We start from the raw sequence: 16,230 nt of genomic DNA on the forward strand, positions 1-16,230 counted from the left end.
TATGGCAAGGGGCAGGGCACGGGCGCCGGGCCTGGTCGCATCGATGAAGGGGCGCGGCGGCCGCGGCGATCGCTCGCCGCTGGGCACCTGGTTCTGGGATATCGACCGGGTGCTGCTGCTGCTGACGCTGTTCCTGATCGCGATCGGGCTGATCGCGGTCGCCGCTGCCAGCCCCGCGACCGCGGTGCGCTATTCGGGCGAGCATCATAAACTCACGCCGCTTTATTATTTTTGGCGCCAGTTGATGTGGGTGGGCGTGTCGCTGCCCGTGCTGTTCGGCGTGTCGATGCTGCCGGTGCCGACCGCGCGGCGCATGGCGCTGGTCGGGGCAGGGGTGTGCATCGCGCTGCTGCTGGCGACGCCGATCCTGGGCGCGCAGCATAACGGCGCGCGGCGCTGGATCAGCCTGGGCGTGGCGGAGTTCCAGCCGTCCGAGTTCCTGAAGCCGATGTTCATCGTGACCACGGCATGGCTGTTGTCGCTGCGCGCAAAGGACAAGACGCTGCCGGTCGTGTGGATTACCGGCGGGTTGACCGGGGTAGTGGCGACGCTTTTGATGCTGCAGCCCGATTTCGGACAAACGATCATCTTTTGCGCGGTGTGGATGGCCCTGTTGATGATCTCCGGCACGCCGACCCGCTATCTGGTGGGGATCGCCGCCATGGCACCGGCCGGGCTGGCCGCGGCCTATATGTTCTATGGCACCGCGCGCAACCGCATCAACGCGTTCATCTTTCCCGATGCGGAAGGCGAGGGGGCGTCCGACCATTTTCAGGTGAACGCCGCACACAACACGCTGACCGCGGGCGGCTGGACGGGTACCGGGCCGGGCGGCGGCAGTGCCAAGTTCGGGCTGCCCGAGGCGCATACCGATTACATCTTCTCGGTCATCGGCGAGGAATTCGGCCTGATCGCCTGTTCGATCGTCGCGCTCGTATTTCTCGCGATCGTGGTACGCGTGTTCGTGAAGCTGCTGGACGAACAGGACGAGTTCAAGCTGTATGCGGCATCCGGGCTGGCGGTGCAGTTCGGCGCGCAGGCGCTGGTGTCGATGGCGGTGAATACGGGGCTGGCCCCATCCAAGGGAATGACGTTGCCTTTTATCAGCTATGGTGGTTCGTCGATGATCGCATTGTCGATCGGCATGGGGCTGCTGCTCGCCTTTACCCGGCGTAATCCGTTCCTGACGCGAAGCCCCTATGTCGTGCGGTGGAGCGGGGAATGAGCCGGCATTTCGTTCTCGCCGCCGGGGGCACCGGCGGGCATATGGTTCCCGCCGCCGCGCTGGCCGCCGAGCTAACCAGGCGCGGGCACCGTGTTGCGCTCGTCTCCGACGCGCGCGGCGTGCGTTTTCCGGGGTTGTTCGAGGATATCCAGACGCATGTGCTGCCCGCCGGGCGCTTTGCCGGCGGGCCGATCGGATGGGCCAAGGCGACGCGCGAGATGTGGCGCGGCCGGGCAATGGCGCGTGAGCTGTACCGCACTTTCCGGCCCGCTGCCGTGATCGGTTTCGGCGGATACCCGGCGATGCCGGCGCTGCTGGCGGCGTTCGCGGACAAGATCCCGACCGCGATCCACGAGCAGAATGCGGTGCTGGGCCGGGTCAACCGGCTGGTCGCGGGCAAGGTGGATGCGATCGCCACGTCCTATGACAAGACCGAGCGGCTGGCGGCCAAGCATGCGGCCAAGACGCACCTGATCGGCAATCCGGTGCGCGATGCGGTGCTGACGCTGCGCACCAAGGCCTATCCGCTGCTGGAGGAAGACGGCATCTTCCGCGTGCTCGTCACCGGCGGCAGCCAGGGCGCGAGCATCCTGAGCGAAGTGGTGCCCGACGGCCTCGCCATGCTGCCCGTCACCTTCCGCCGGCGGTTGCAGGTGACGCATCAGGCGCGGGTCGAGGATATCGACGCGGTGCGCGCCAAATATGCCGAGCATCAGATCCCGGCCGAACTGGCGACCTATCTGCCCGATCTGCCCGAGCAACTGGCCTGGGCGCATCTGGTGATCGCGCGCGCGGGCGCATCGACGCTGGCCGAGCTGACCGCGGCAGGGCGGCCGGCGATCCTGGTGCCGCTGCCCTCCGCCACCGACGACCACCAGACCGCCAATGCGCGCGAGATCACGCTGGCGGGCGGTGCGCGCACGATCGCGCAAAAGGACTTCACCGCCGTGGAACTGGCCAAGCAGATGCAGAAGCTGGGGCTGGACCCCGCCGCCCTTCAGAATGCCGCCGGCCGGGCCCGGTCGTGCGGGCGGCCCGATGCGGCCAGCGATCTGGCCGATTTGGTCGAGAGCCTGGACGCGCCGCGGGTGAAGCTGCCGGTCGGGCGCGCCAAGCCGGTGCTGGCGGGAGCGGGCGCATGAAGGGCGTCCCCACCGATATCGGCACCATCCATTTCGTCGGCATCGGCGGCATCGGCATGTCGGGCATCGCCGAGGTGATGAAGAATCTCGGCTATGCGGTGCAGGGCTCCGACGTGGCGGAGGGCTATGTGGTGCAGGGCCTGCGCGACAAGGGCATTCCGGTCGCGATCGGGCACGCAGCGGACAATATCGGCGATGCGGCGGTGGTGGTCACCTCCACCGCGATCACCCGGTCCAACCCGGAGGTCGAGGCCGCACTGGAGCGGCGCATCCCCGTCGTCCGCCGGGCCGAGATGCTGGCCGAGTTGATGCGGCTGAAATCCACCGTCGCGGTGGCGGGCACGCATGGCAAGACGACGACGACCTCGATGGTCGCGGCGCTGCTCGACGCGGGCGGGGTGGACCCGACCGTCATCAATGGCGGCATCATCAACAGCTATGGCTCCAACGCGCGGCTGGGCGCCAGCGACTGGATGGTGGTGGAGGCGGACGAGAGCGACGGCAGCTTCCTGCGCCTGGACGGCACGATCGCGGTCGTGACCAATATCGACCCCGAGCATCTCGACCATTATGGTAGCTTCGACCGGGTCAAGGACGCGTTTGTCGAATTCGTCGAGAACGTGCCCTTCTACGGCGCGGCCCTGCTCTGCCTGGATCATCCGGAGGTGCAGAACATCCTGCCGCGGGTACGCGACCGGCGGGTGGTGACCTATGGCTTTTCCGCGCAGGCGGACGTGCGCGGCGTGAACGTGACGCCCATCCCCGGCGGCAACCGGTTCGAGGCGATCGTGCGCAACCGCGACGGATCGACCCGCTCGATCGAGCATATCGAGATGCCGATGCCGGGGCGTCACAATGTGCAGAACGCGCTGGCCGCGATCGGCGTCGCGCTGGAACTGGGCATCGACGACGCGACGATTCAGAAGGGCTTCCACGCATTCGGCGGGGTCAAGCGCCGCTTCACCAAGGTGGGCGAGGTCGCGACCGATGGCGGCAAGGCGGTGGTGATCGACGATTATGGCCACCATCCGGTGGAGATCCGCGCCGTGCTGGCCGCGGCGCGCGAGGGCGCGGCGGGCCGGGTGATCGCAGTGGTGCAACCGCACCGTTTCACGCGGCTGGGCAATCTGATGGAGGATTTCCAGACCGCGTTCAACGATGCCGACCGCGTGCTGGTGACCCCGGTCTATGCCGCGGGCGAGGCGCCGATCGCCGGGGTCGATGCCGATGCGCTGGTCGAGGGGCTGAAGCGGCGCGGGCATCGCTCCGCGGCGACGGTTGCCGATGCCGATGCGCTGGCCGCCGAACTGGCGGGCACGATCCGGCGCGACGACATGATCGTCTGCCTGGGCGCCGGCGACATCACCAAATGGGCGGCCGGGCTGGCCACGGCGATCGCGGCAAAGCAGGAGAAGGCGTGATGAGCGACTGGTTCGACACTTCGATCCGGCTCCAGCGGCAGATGCTGGACGCGCAGCGCAAGGCGCTGGAGGCGGGGGGCCATGCGACGGCGGCCGGTGACGCACTGGTGCAGGCGCAGGAAGCCACGCGTCGTGCGGCGGAGGCCAATGTCGCGGCGTGGAGCGCCTGGGTACGGCTATGGGGCGCCGGGCCGTGGTGAATCCGTGGTGACGCTGCCCGCGGTTCGCGGCAGGCTGACGCCGAACGCACCGCTGGCGCCGCTCGTCTGGTTCAAGGCGGGCGGGGCGGCCGAGTGGCTGTTCGAGCCGGCCGATGTCGCGGACCTTGCCGATTTTCTGGTCGCGCTCGATCCCGCCATTCCCGTGTATCCGCTGGGACTGGGGTCGAACCTGATCGTGCGCGACGGCGGGATGCCGGGCGTGGTGATCCGGCTGGGCAAGGCCTTTGCCAGGGTCACGCGGGTGGATGACGTGACCTTACGTTGCGGCGGCGGGGCGAGCGGTATCCTGGTATCCTCGACCGCGCGCGATGCAGGGATTGCGGGCGTCGAGTTCCTGCGCTCGATCCCCGGCACGGTGGGCGGTTTCGTGCGGATGAACGGCGGCGCCTATGGTCGCGAAGTGTGCGACATCCTTGTCGAGGCGACGGTGGTGACGCGCGACGGCATGCTGGCGGTATGGCCGGCCGAGCGGCTGGGCTATACCTATCGTCATTCCGCGCTGCCGGACGGCGCGGTGGTGGTGGAGGCGGTGTTCCGCGGCACCCCCGGCGAGCCGGCGGCGATCGGTGCCGAGATGGACCGTATTGCGGCGGCACGCGAAGCGTCGCAGCCATTGCGGTCGAAGACCGGCGGGTCGACCTTCAAGAACCCGGACGGGCACAAGGCCTGGGCGCTGGTCGATGCCGCGGGCTGTCGTGGATTGACGCTGGGCGGGGCGCAGGTGTCGGAAAAGCACTGCAACTTCCTGCTTAACCTGGGTGACGCGTCCGCCGCGGACATCGAGGCGCTGGGCGAGGTGGTGCGGGACAGGGTAAAGGCGCAGTCGGGCGTCACGCTCGAATGGGAAATCCAGCGCGTAGGGGTTGAGAAGTGATGCATATCGCCGTTCTGATGGGCGGGTGGTCCGCCGAGCGATCGGTGTCGTTGCAGTCGGGCAATGGCGTGGCGGATGCACTGGAATCGCTGGGCTACCGGGTGACGCGCATCGACATGGACCGCGACGTGGCGGCGCATCTGGCCAAGGCGCAACCCGATCTGGTGTTCAACGCGCTGCACGGATCGCCCGGAGAGGATGGCACGGTGCAGGGGATGCTGGACCTGATGGGCCTGCGCTACACGCATTCGGGCCTGTCCACCTCGGTGATCGCGATCGACAAGGTGCTGACCAAGCAGGCGCTGGTGCCGCACGGCGTGCCGATGCCGGGTGGGCGGATCGTCCGATCCGCCGACCTGTTCGAGCGCGATCCGCTGCCGCGTCCCTATGTGCTGAAGCCGGTGAACGAGGGGTCGTCGGTCGGCGTCGCGATCGTCACCGACGAGGGCAATTACGGCAACCCGATCCCGCAGGGATCGGCGGGGCCGTGGGCCGAGTTCGACGAATTGCTGGCGGAGCCCTATATTCGCGGGCGCGAGCTCACGACCGCGGTCCTCGGCAACCGGGCGCTGGGCGTGACCGAGCTGAAGCCCCGGAACGGCTGGTACGATTTCGACGCGAAATATACCGATGGCCTGACCGAGCATGTCTGCCCCGCGCAGATTCCGGACGAGATTGCGGATGCCTGCAAGTCCCTGGCCCTGGAGGCGCACCGCCTGCTCGGCTGCAAGGGGGCGAGCCGGTCGGACTTTCGCTGGGACGACGAGCGCGGCGTCGACGGCCTGTTCCTGCTGGAGGTGAACACCCAGCCGGGCATGACCCCGCTCAGCCTGGTGCCCGAACAGGCGCGCCACCTGGGCATGAGCTATCCGGAACTGGTGCAGGCCATCGTCGACGAGGCAATAACCGGGGCCGGGACGCCGTGAGCCGGACGATCAAGCGCGGGCCACCGCCCAAGCGGCCGGCCCCGCGCCGCCGCCAGCCGGTGCGCAAGGTGCCGTTGTCGCAGCGCATCCTGGCACGCGTGCCGGTCAGCGAAGAGACGGTGAAGAAGGCCGTCACCTGGACGATCACCGGGAGCGCGGGCATCGCGGCCCTGGCGCTGGCGACGTGGATCGGCGTGCCGGGGATGATCGGCACGGCGCTGGCCGAACAGGTCGGGCGTGCCGGCTTCCGGGTCGAACAGATCGAGGTGACCGGGCTGAAGCGGATGGATCGCATGTCGGTCTATGCCGTCGCGCTCGACCAGCAGAGCCGGGCGATGCCGCTGGTCGATCTGGAGGCGGTGCGCCAGAAGCTGCTGCGCTATGGCTGGATCAAGGATGCGCACGTCTCGCGCCGCCTGCCCGACACGCTGCTCGTCGATATCGAGGAGCGGACGCCGGCGGCGGTGTGGCAGGACAATGGCCAACTCACGCTGATCGATGCGCAAGGGGTGTTGCTGGAGCCGGTGGACGCCGCCGCCATCCCCGACCTGCCGCTGGTCATCGGGCCCGGCGCGGACCGGCAGGAGGCGAGCTATCAGGCGCTGCTGGCTGCGGCACCGGCGCTCAAGCCGCGGGTGAAGGCGGCGACCTGGGTCGGCAACCGGCGCTGGGACCTGACCTTCGAAAGCGGCGAAACGCTGGCCCTGCCCGAAGACGGGGCGGGTGCCGCATTGGTCAAGTTCGCCGAAATGGACGGCGCGCGGCCGCTGCTGGGCCGGGGGTGGTTGCGTTTCGACATGCGCGACCCCGCAAAGCTCGTTGCGCGCAAGCCGGGAATGAATCAGAATCACGCCATCGCCGAGCCGCAAGGGGGCACCCCGGCGATGACCGCAAGCGCGGATGGCGCATAAAGGGGCACGGCAATGGCAAAGGTGGCACCGGAAGGCCTGATTACCGCCTTGGACATCGGATCGTCCAAGGTCTCGGCGATGATCGCGAAGAAGGGCGATGGCGGCGAACTGATCGTGCTGGGCACCGGCCAGCGCGAAAGTCGCGGCGTGAAACGCGGCTATATTGCCGACATGGGCGCGACCGAGGCGGCGGTGCGCGAGGCGGTCGAACAGGCCGAGCGGATCGCCGGGTTGAACATCGAGAATGTCTGGGTGGGCTTCTCCGCCGGCGGACTGGTGTCCGACGTGGCGGAGGTGGAGTTCGAGCTGGGCGGGCACCGGGTGGAACAGGGCGATATCGACGCGCTGCTCCAGGCCGGGCGCAACTCGATCGATCCGCAAGGACGCATGGTGCTGCACGCGCAGCCGGCGCTCTATACGCTGGACGGGCTGACCGGCGTGAAGAAGCCGCTGGGCCTGCATGCCGACCGGCTGGGCGTGCATATCCATGTCGTCGCCGCCGACGGCTCGCCGGTGCGCAATCTCGACCTGTGCGTGCGCTCGGCGCATCTGGAGGTGAAGTCGATCATCGCCTCGCCCGTCGCCACCGGCCTTGCCTGCCTGTCGGAAGAGGAGCGCGAACTGGGCGTCGCGCTGGTCGAGATGGGGGCGGGAATCACCAACGTGTCGCTGTTCGCGGGCGGGATGCTGGTCGGGCTGTGCTCGCTGCCGATGGGGGCGGCGGACATCACCGACGACGTCGCCTCCGCCTTCGGCACCAGACGTCAGCAGGCGGAGCGGATGAAATGCTTCCACGGCTCGGCCAATGCCTCCCCGCGCGACAATCACGACATGATCCCGGTCGTGCCGATCTCGGCGGAAGATGGGGCAGGCGATGGCATGCAGATCACCAAGGCGCAGTTGATCGGTGTGATCCGCCAACGGCTGGAACATCAGATGGGCGAGATTCGCAAGGCGCTCCAGCACCTTAAATTCGAGGGCCCGGTCGGGCGCCAGGTGGTGCTGACCGGCGGTGGCGCCGAGTTGAAGGGGGTCGCCGACTATGCGCAACAGGCGCTTGGGCGCTCGGTCCGGGTCGGCCGGCCGCGCGGATTGACCGGACTGCCCGAAGCGCATGGCGGACCGGCTTTCGCGACGCTTGCAGGTCTGGCTTTCTATGCAGCGGCGGACCCAATTGATCTGCGCAGCGTTGCCCCCACGGGGCAAACCGTCCACCGGCCAAGCGGAATTGGAATTTTCCGCAAGCTTATTCAGGCCGCGCGCGCAAATTATTGACGAGTGATCACGCGAATCGCGTGCTTTTCGATTGGCACCGGGCAATAGCATGGTGCACAAAGGTTAATCAGGGGCCCGAACCCAGCGTATCGTTTCGGGACGGCGGAGAATTTTGGATGAGCATCGAATTCATCGCACCGGAAGTCGACGAACTGACGCCGCGCATTGCGGTGATCGGCGTCGGTGGTGCGGGCGGCAACGCGATTGCGAACATGATGCGTGCGGACGTCCAGGGGGTGGACTTCCTGGTCGCCAACACCGACGCGCAGGCATTGAAGCAGTCGAACGCACCCAACCGCATCCAGTTGGGCGCCAAGATCACGCAAGGGCTGGGCGCCGGCGCCCGACCCGAGATCGGCCGCGCCGCGGCCGAGGAGACGATCGAAAGCCTCGCCAAGCAGCTTGAGGGTTGCCACATGGTGTTCATCGCCGCCGGCATGGGCGGCGGCACCGGCACCGGTGCGGCCCCCGTGATCGCCAAGGCGGCGCGCGACATGGGCATCCTGACCGTCGGCGTGGTCACCAAGCCGTTCGCGTTCGAGGGCAATCGCCGGTCCAAGGCGGCGGATGGCGGGATCGAGGAGCTGCAGAAGTTCGTCGATACGCTGATCGTCATCCCCAACCAGAACCTGTTCCTGATCGCCAATGCGAACACGACCTTCAAGGAAGCGTTCTCGATGGCGGACGAGGTCCTGCAACAGGGCGTTCGCGGGATCACCGACCTGATGGTCATGCCGGGCCTCATCAACCTCGACTTCGCCGACGTGCGGTCGGTGATGCAGGAGATGGGCAAGGCGATGATGGGCACCGGCGAGGCGGAGGGCGACAACCGTGCGCTCGAAGCGGCGCAAAAGGCGATCGCCAATCCGCTGCTCGACGGCGTGTCGATGCAGGGTGCCAAAGGCGTCATCATCTCGATCACCGGCGGCGACGACATGCGCCTGCTGGAGGTGGACGAGGCCGCCAACCACATCCGCGACCTGGTCGATCCCGATGCGAACATCATCTGGGGTTCGGCCTTCAACCCCGAACTGGAAGGCCGCATCCGCGTGTCGGTGGTGGCGACCGGTATCGATGCCGATGTAAAGGCGGCCCCGACGCCGGCCCCGTCCGAAGCATCGCGCGGCTTCAGCTTCGGCATGGGCCGCAAGACGGACGAAACGCCGTCCTTCCGTCCGAGCGAGCCCGCCGCACCGGCGCAGGCGGTACAGCCGCTGGCGCCCGAACAGGCGCCGGCAGCCGCGGCCGCGGTGGCCCCGCAGGCGGCACCTGCCCCGACACCGGCTGCCCCCGCCGCCGACAAGGACGAGCTGGTGCTGGGCAGCGACACCATCGTGCCGCAGGATGCGCCTGCCGCGCCTTCGGCACCGGCCGCACCGGTGGCGGGCGAGGACCCGTCCCGCCGGCGCTGGCTGGCACCGGGCGGGGAGGGCGCCGCCGATCAGGCGGCTGCTCCGGCGCCGCGGGTGAAGATGGGCGGCACGTTGTTCGAGCGGATGTCGAATGCGGCGCGCGGCGCGGCGCAAAGCGACAATGGCAGCGCCGAGCCCCTGGATATTCCGCGCTTCCTGCACCGTCAGAACAACCAGTAAGATCGACGGGCGCGGCGCGTTGCCGCGCCCGATACGGCAAAAAGCCGGATCGCGCGGGATGCACGATCCGGCTTTTTCGTGACAGAGCGGCTCCAACCCCTTTGCGGTAGCGGCCCGATCCCTGCCGTTCGGCGTGCGGGCCGGGCCGATGGGCTTCCACGGTACGCTGACGGGCTGGTCAAGCGGGGCGCATCATGCTTTAGCGGCTTCGGTCCCATGACGTCATCGATGCTCTCTCGCGCCGCTCTGGCGCTCGCGCTGGCGCTGGCGGCGCCGTCTTCCCTGCTGGCCCAGGAAGTGGTTCAGCCACTGCCCGGTACGACCGAGGCGGATCGGTTGGGGGAGGTGATGCGCCGTGTGGCGGCCCGCCCGACCGACGTGGATGCGCTGGTGCAGGCGGGGGAAATGTCGCTGCACCTGGACGACATGAGTGGTGCGGCATCGTTGTTCGCGCGGGCGCAGAAGGTGTCGCCGAGCGATCCGCGGGTGAAGGCGGGGATGGCGTCGATCCTGGTGCGCTCGGAGCGTCCGGGGGAGGCGTTGCGCTACTTCGCGCAGGCCGAATCGATGGGCCTGCCCGTCGCCCGCATGGCGGCCGATCGCGGCTTTGCCTATGACCTGATCGGCGATCAGGCGCGGGCGCAGCAGGATTATCGCACCGCGCTTCAGACCAACCCGGAGGACGAGACTCGGCGGCGCTACGCTCTGTCGCTGGGCATTTCGGGCAAGCGTGACGAAGCGCTGGCGGTGCTCGATCCGTTGCTGCGCAGCAGCGACCGCGCGGCATGGCGGGCACGCGCCTTCATTCTGGCGATGACCGGGGATCAGGCCGGCGCGGTCAAGATCGCGACGACGATGATGCCGCCGCAACTGGCGCAAGGGATCCAGCCGTTTTTTCAGCGCCTGCCGACCCTGAATGCCGTCGATCGCGCTTTTGCGGTCCATTTCGGCGAGTTGCTGCCGACGCCGGAGCGGATTGCGGATGCGCGCCTGGCACCCAGGCTGACCCCGCTGCCGGCGGCGGTCGCGACGCCTGCGCCGGTCGCGCTCGCAGCGGTGCAGCAACCCGCCGCCCGTCCCGAAAGCCGCAGCGACCGCCGCCGGCGCGAACGCGAGGAACAGCGCGCCCGCCGGGTTGAGCTGGCCGCGCAGACTGCGCGCCCGGCCGCGGCGCCGGTCACCCGTGCCGCGGCGCCGATGACGATGGTTCAACCCCTGCCGCAGGTTGCCGCCCGGAGCAGCGCGGTACCGTCGACGCCGGTGCGCACCGCGCCTGTGCCGGCGCAGCTCGCGACGGTCCAGCCGCTGCCGCAGACGGCTATGCAAGGCAACGCGGCGTCTTCGGCACCCGTCCGAACCGCCCCGACACCCACGCAACTCGCAACGGTCCAGCCGCTGCCGCAGACCGTGCCCGCTACCACGACCGCGTCACCCGCAGCGGCACCGCAGACTACCCCCGCCGCTCCCGCGATTACGACCGTGGCGCAAAGCGCCGCGACACGCGTGGAGCCGGCCCCGGTCACGCCCGTGCGGACTGCACCGGTGCAAACCGCCATGGTTCAGGCGGTGCCGCCGGCGGATCCGCCGCGGGCTTCGGCAGGGGTGCCGGTGCAGACCAGTGCGGCGACCGCCGTACGGGACGATTCGGTGCTCGCGCGGATCGTTGCGGGGCTGTCCATTCCGGCGGCGGAGCTGGGGGTCGAGGGACCGGTTCGGGCGGTGGCGCCGGTGAGCGAGGCGACGGAGCAGGTGCTGGCCGAGGCGAAGGCGCGGACGGCGCAGGATGTCGCGACGCGGGCCAAGGCGGTGGCCCTGCTGCCCGATGCCGAGGATGAGAAACCGGCACCGGTAAAGGTCGCTGCGGTGACGGCAAAGAAGCCTGTCAAGCCGGAGGTGACGGAGCCCAAGCCGCTGACGGCGGCGGAAAAGAAGGCGGCGGCGGCCAAGGTGGCGGCCGAGAAGAAGGCGGCGGCCGAAAAGAAGGCGGCCGCGGAGAAGAAGGCCCTAGCGGCCAAGGAAGCCGCCGAAGAGAAGAAGCTGGCTCGCGCCAATCCGGCGCGTATCTGGGTGCAGGTGGCAGGCGGCGCGAACGCCAATGATCTGCCCAAGGCGTGGAGCGCGACCAAGGGCAAGGCGGCCGATGCCTTTGCCGGCAAGCAGGGCTATTCCACGCCGCTGCGCGCCACCAATCGCGTGCTGACCGGCCCGTTCAAGACCGAGGCGGAGGCGCGTGCCTTCGTCAATACCCTGTCCAAGCAGGGGGTCAGCGCGTTCACCTTCACCAGCGATGCCGGACAGGTCGTCACCAAGCTGCCCGCGAAATGACGGGGCGCGCACCATGGGCGTCGGACCCCGCCGCCACGCGCGGGCGCCTGCATGGTGAAGCGAGCGGACTGGAGCGGGGTCCGCGCGACGCGTTTCAGCGCGACCGCGACCGGATCATCCATTCGATCAGCTTCCGCCGGCTGCGCCACAAGACGCAGGTATTCATGGCGCCGGACGGCGACCATTTCCGCGTCCGCCTGACCCACAGTCTGGAGGTCGCGCAGATCGGGCGGACGGTGGCGCGCACGCTGGGGCTGAACGAGGATCTGACCGAGGCGCTGTGCCTGGCGCACGATATCGGGCATCCGCCGTTCGGGCATGCGGGCGAGGACGCGCTGAAGGCGGCGCTGGGGGGCGCGGGGGGGTTCGATCACAACGGCCATACGCTGCGCACGCTGACGACGATCGAGCGGCCCTATCCGCGCTGGGACGGGTTGAACCTGAGCTGGGAAACCCTGGAAGGATTGGCCAAGCATAACGGGCCGGTGCGCCATCCCGGCTGGGCGCTGCGCGCGGCCGACGCGGACTTTCCACTGGAACTGGAAAGCCATGCCTCGCTGGAGGCGCAGGTTGCGGCGATCGCCGACGACATCGCGTACGACAATCACGACATCGACGACGGGCTTCGCGCCGGATTGCTGACGCTCGATCAGTTGCTCGCCATCCCGCTGGTCGCGCGGGGATGGTCGGCGGCCTGCGCCCGCTTTCCCGACGTGCCGCCCAAGCGACTGGCAAGCGAACTGATCCGCGCGCAGATCGGCGCGATGGTCAACGACCTGGTCGCCGAGACGCAGCGCCGCATCGGGGAAAGTGGCGTGCGCAGTGTCGAGGACGTCCGCGGGGCCGGACGTGCGCTGGCCGCGTTTTCGGACCAGATGCGTGAGGAGGAGCGCGACCTGAAGCGCTTCATGTACGCCAATCTCTACCACCATCCCCGGCAGTTGGAGGCGGCGGCGGCGGCGCATGCGGTGGTATCCGGGCTATATGCGGCCTATTCGGCGGACCCTGCCGCGATGCCCGATGAATGGCGCGAACGGTTGCCGGTGGCGGAGCCGGATCGCAGCCGGCATATCGCGGATCTTATCGCGGGGATGACCGACCGCTATGCGGTGGCGCGGTACCGCGACCTGGTGGGGCCGATCGATCTGCCTGAGGGGTTCTAGGGTTGGATGACATCGGGACAGCGCCGCACGCGGCGATGTGTCTCTCGGTACGCGGCTCTGCCGCTACGCGACGACTGTTCGAGACGAGCGGGGGTGTGTGGATTGATCCGATGTCGACCCTGAGCCATGCCGCCACCCGCAAAAAAGCCGCCCCGTTGCCGGAGCGGCCCTTTCGCTGTCGATAGCCGGATGGCGATCAGCGTGCGCTGGTTTCCACGCCGCGGTTGACCGCGCCCTTGGCGTCGGCGGCGCGGAAGGACACGGGCGTCTTGCCCGAAAAGCCCGAAACGCGGCCGTCGCGGACCACCAGGCGGAAGGGCTCGCCACCCGGATAGCGACGACCCTCGATCACCTGACCCGACTTGGCGGGCGTCGCGGTATAGACATAGGTCTGGCCGTCATGGGTGAAGCGCTGCTCGTCCGCGGCAACGGCGGCGGTGGCGAAGGAGGCGGCCGTCGCAGCGGCCAGGAGGATGGTCTTGCGCATCGTGGATGCTCCTGGTTGGGCGGGCGGCCGCACGGGCCTCCGCAGGGTTGCCGACGGGATATTGCGGTGCAGCATCGGCGGCAAATGCAAAGGCGCTGTGCACGGTTGCAGCTTTTGCACGCCTTGGGCGTACCGCCGGCCGGGATTTGAAGCGCGGCGGGCTTTCGGCTAGAGCGCACCGCTTTCTGTTCGATCGGACCTGGTGATGACGCTTTACACCCGCTTTGCCGCGCATATCGATGCGGCGCTGGACACGCTGGTTGCCGCCGGCACGCTGCCGGGCGGGCTGGATCGTCGCAACGTGACGGTGGAGCCGCCGCGCGATGCCAGCCACGGCGATCTGGCGACCAATGCCGCGATGGTGCTGGCCAAGCCGGCCGGTACCAATCCCCGCGTGTTGGCCGAGGCCCTGGCCGCCGAACTCGGTCGGCTGGACGATGTGGACAGCGTCGCGGTGGCGGGTCCGGGCTTCATCAACCTGAAGCTGACCGACGATGCGTGGCGCGGCGAATTGTCGGCGATCCCGGCGGCGGGGTCGGATTACGGCCGCGCCCCCTCCAGCAAGGGCGTGACGGTCAACATCGAATATGTCTCGGCCAATCCGACCGGGCCGATGCATATGGGCCATTGCCGCGGCGCGGTGGTGGGCGATGCGCTGGCCAGCCTGCTGGAATTTGCCGGCCACACGGTGATCCGTGAATATTATGTTAACGATGCCGGGGGGCAGGTCGACGTGCTCGCCCGCTCGGTCCACCTGCGCTACCGCGAGGCGCTGGGCGAGACGGTGACGATCCCCGAGGGGCTGTATCCCGGCGACTATCTGGTGCCGGTCGCGAAAGACCTGGCGGCCGAGTTCGGCGATCGCTTCGTCGGCGCGCCCGAGAGCGAATGGCTGGCGACGTTCCGCACGCGCGCGGTGGCGGCGATGATGGCGATGATCCGCGAGGATCTGGCGCTGCTCGGCATCCATCACGACGTCTTCTCGTCCGAGGCGGAGTTGCAGGCGGCGGGCAAGCCCGAGGCGGCGGAGGCCGAACTGCGCGCCCGCGGGCTGGTCTATGACGGTGTGCTGGAAGCGCCCAAGGGCGAGACGCCGGATGACTGGGAGCCGGTGGAGCTGCCGCTGTTCCGCTCCACCGCCTATGGCGACGATCAGGATCGCCCGATCCGGAAGTCGAACGGGCAGTGGACCTATTTCGGCGCCGATCTCGCCTACCACTTCCAGAAGGCGCAGGGTGCCGACCAGTTGATCGACATCTGGGGCGCGGATCATGCCGGCACGGTCAAGCGGATCGTGGCGGCGGTGGCGGCGCTGACCGGGGGGCAGACGCGCTTCGACGTGAAGCTGGTGCAGATGGTGCGGCTGCTGCGCGGTGGCGAGCCGGTGAAGATGTCCAAGCGCGCGGGCAATTTCGTGACGCTGGCCGATGTGGTGCGCGAGGTGGGCCGCGACGTGGTGCGCTTCACCATGCTGACCCGCCGTGCCGACGCGCAGATGGATTTCGACTTCGCCAAGGTGGTGGAGGCGTCGAAGGACAATCCGGTCTTCTACGTGCAATATGCGCATGCCCGGATCGCCTCCCTCCATCGCCGCGCGACCGAGGCGGGGATCGCGGAAGGGGAGGCCGACCTGTCCCGCCTTGATACGGAGGAACTGGCGCTGGTGAAGCTGGCCGCGCAGTTCCCGCGGATCGTGGAAACGGCGGCGGCGGCGCGCGAGCCGCACCGGATCGCCTTTTATCTCTACGATCTGGCCGCTGCCTTCCATGCGCTGTGGAATGTCGGCAACGACCGGCCGGACCGCCGCTTCCTGGTGGTGGAGGATGCCGAGGCGACGCGGGCACGGCTTTTCTTGGCGTCCGCGATCGGGCAGATTGTGCGCAACGGCCTCGCCATCATGGGCGTCGAGGCCGTCTCGGAGATGAAGTGAATGGCGGACGAGATGGACCTGCGCGAGGAAGATCGCCTGCCCTGGCTGGAGACGGTGGAGCCCGATGAGCCGGAAGGCGTCGGCATCGGCAAGGTCGTCGCCCTGGTCGTGCTGGGACTGGGCGTGCTGGCCGCGATCGTCTTCGGCATCTACCATTTGCAGACGCGAAGCGGCGAGGCCGGCGACGGCGCGGTGATCGCCGCGCAGGAGGGCGATTACAAGGTGCGCCCGAACGATCCCGGCGGGTTGAAGGTGAAGGGCGAGGGCAACAGCGCCATCGCCACCAGCGCCGGCAAGGGCGGCACCGGCAACGGCGCGATCGACCTGGCGGCGGTGCCCGAAAAGCCGGTCGACGGCACGCGTGTCGTCCAGAAGCCGAGCGAGGCGGGCGGTGGCCGCAACGCGGTGGCGCAGGTGCCGGAATCGGGAGGGCGGCTGGTCGCGGCGGCGCCCGTCACGGTGAAGCGCGCGCCGACGCAAGGGGGCGGCACCGGCGGATCGCTGGTGCAGCTTGGCGCCTATCCGAGCGAAGCGGTGGCGAACGACGCCTGGGGCCGCTTCTCCAAACGCTTCTCCTATATCGCGGCGCTGGGCAAATCGGTGGAAACCGTGTCGATCAACGGGCGGACGCTGTACCGGCTGCGGGTGAATGCGGGCAGCGCGAACCAGGCGGCGGATATCTGCGGACGGCTGCGGGTGGCGGGGGAAAGCTGCTTCGTCGCAAGCTGAAGGTCGGTG

The 16,230-nt window shown here is 68.8% G+C and carries 14 protein-coding genes; 13 read left to right on the plus strand and 1 reads right to left on the minus strand.

The window, feature by feature from the left end; genetic code table 11:
* Position 1 precedes the first annotated feature (1 nt).
* The 11 genes from GQR91_RS09860 to GQR91_RS09910 all read left to right on the plus strand — a co-directional run bounded on the left by GQR91_RS09860 (position 2) and on the right by GQR91_RS09910 (position 13,075).
* On the plus strand, positions 2–1,225 hold the full coding sequence (locus tag GQR91_RS09860; RefSeq protein WP_235903969.1) for an FtsW/RodA/SpoVE family cell cycle protein: 1,224 nt from the start codon (positions 2–4) through the stop codon (positions 1,223–1,225).
* Positions 1,222–2,367, plus strand: coding sequence for an undecaprenyldiphospho-muramoylpentapeptide beta-N-acetylglucosaminyltransferase (gene murG / locus GQR91_RS09865; protein WP_162853755.1), 1,146 nt, complete (start codon positions 1,222–1,224; stop codon positions 2,365–2,367). The genes GQR91_RS09860 and murG overlap by 4 nt, the downstream gene beginning before the upstream one ends.
* Positions 2,364–3,788 (plus strand): UDP-N-acetylmuramate--L-alanine ligase, encoded by a 1,425-nt coding sequence (gene murC / locus GQR91_RS09870; protein ID WP_149681877.1) that lies wholly within the window; start codon positions 2,364–2,366, stop codon positions 3,786–3,788. Before murG ends, murC begins: the two co-directional genes overlap by 4 nt.
* Positions 3,788–3,988 carry a hypothetical protein gene (locus GQR91_RS09875; protein ID WP_149681876.1) on the plus strand — a complete coding sequence of 67 codons (201 nt, stop codon included), beginning with the start codon at positions 3,788–3,790 and terminating at the stop codon, positions 3,986–3,988. The genes murC and GQR91_RS09875 overlap by 1 nt, the downstream gene beginning before the upstream one ends.
* A 13-nt stretch (positions 3,989–4,001) precedes the next feature.
* Complete coding sequence (gene murB, locus GQR91_RS09880) at positions 4,002–4,883, plus strand: UDP-N-acetylmuramate dehydrogenase (protein ID WP_149682016.1); 882 nt, start codon at positions 4,002–4,004, stop codon at positions 4,881–4,883.
* Positions 4,883–5,809, plus strand: coding sequence for a D-alanine--D-alanine ligase (locus GQR91_RS09885; RefSeq protein WP_149681875.1), 927 nt, complete (start codon positions 4,883–4,885; stop codon positions 5,807–5,809). Before murB ends, GQR91_RS09885 begins: the two co-directional genes overlap by 1 nt.
* A complete protein-coding gene (locus GQR91_RS09890; RefSeq protein WP_112383448.1) occupies positions 5,806–6,720 on the plus strand; it encodes a cell division protein FtsQ/DivIB in 915 nt (304 codons plus the stop codon). Before GQR91_RS09885 ends, GQR91_RS09890 begins: the two co-directional genes overlap by 4 nt.
* A 12-nt stretch (positions 6,721–6,732) precedes the next feature.
* On the plus strand, positions 6,733–7,995 hold the full coding sequence (ftsA, locus tag GQR91_RS09895; protein WP_112383449.1) for a cell division protein FtsA: 1,263 nt from the start codon (positions 6,733–6,735) through the stop codon (positions 7,993–7,995).
* A gap of 116 nt (positions 7,996–8,111) precedes the next feature.
* The gene (gene ftsZ, locus GQR91_RS09900) at positions 8,112–9,587 is read left to right on the plus strand and encodes a cell division protein FtsZ (RefSeq protein WP_149681874.1); all 1,476 of its coding nucleotides are present in this window, start codon (positions 8,112–8,114) and stop codon (positions 9,585–9,587) included.
* A 216-nt stretch (positions 9,588–9,803) separates the two neighbouring features.
* Entirely contained in the window at positions 9,804–11,912 is a 2,109-nt protein-coding gene (locus tag GQR91_RS19770; protein ID WP_149681873.1) for a tetratricopeptide repeat protein, read from the plus strand.
* Positions 11,909–13,075 carry a deoxyguanosinetriphosphate triphosphohydrolase gene (locus tag GQR91_RS09910; protein WP_149681872.1) on the plus strand — a complete coding sequence of 389 codons (1,167 nt, stop codon included), beginning with the start codon at positions 11,909–11,911 and terminating at the stop codon, positions 13,073–13,075. Before GQR91_RS19770 ends, GQR91_RS09910 begins: the two co-directional genes overlap by 4 nt.
* A gap of 196 nt (positions 13,076–13,271) precedes the next feature.
* Here the strand turns inward: GQR91_RS09910 and GQR91_RS09915 are convergent, their stop codons facing one another.
* Positions 13,272–13,562: a hypothetical protein gene (locus GQR91_RS09915; protein WP_149681871.1), complete on the minus strand. Its 291-nt coding sequence runs from the start codon at positions 13,560–13,562 to the stop codon at positions 13,272–13,274.
* A 205-nt stretch (positions 13,563–13,767) separates the two neighbouring features.
* On the opposite strand from GQR91_RS09915, the gene argS reads away from it, so the two are divergent.
* Together argS and GQR91_RS09925 are read left to right on the plus strand one after the other, a co-directional pair.
* A complete protein-coding gene (gene argS, locus GQR91_RS09920) occupies positions 13,768–15,492 on the plus strand; it encodes an arginine--tRNA ligase (protein WP_149681870.1) in 1,725 nt (574 codons plus the stop codon).
* On the plus strand, positions 15,493–16,221 hold the full coding sequence (locus GQR91_RS09925; RefSeq protein ID WP_149681869.1) for an SPOR domain-containing protein: 729 nt from the start codon (positions 15,493–15,495) through the stop codon (positions 16,219–16,221).
* The last annotated feature ends 9 nt before the right edge of the window (positions 16,222–16,230 follow it).

Source organism: Sphingomonas carotinifaciens, assembly GCF_009789535.1.
GTDB classification, from domain to species: Bacteria; Pseudomonadota; Alphaproteobacteria; order Sphingomonadales; family Sphingomonadaceae; genus Sphingomonas; species Sphingomonas carotinifaciens.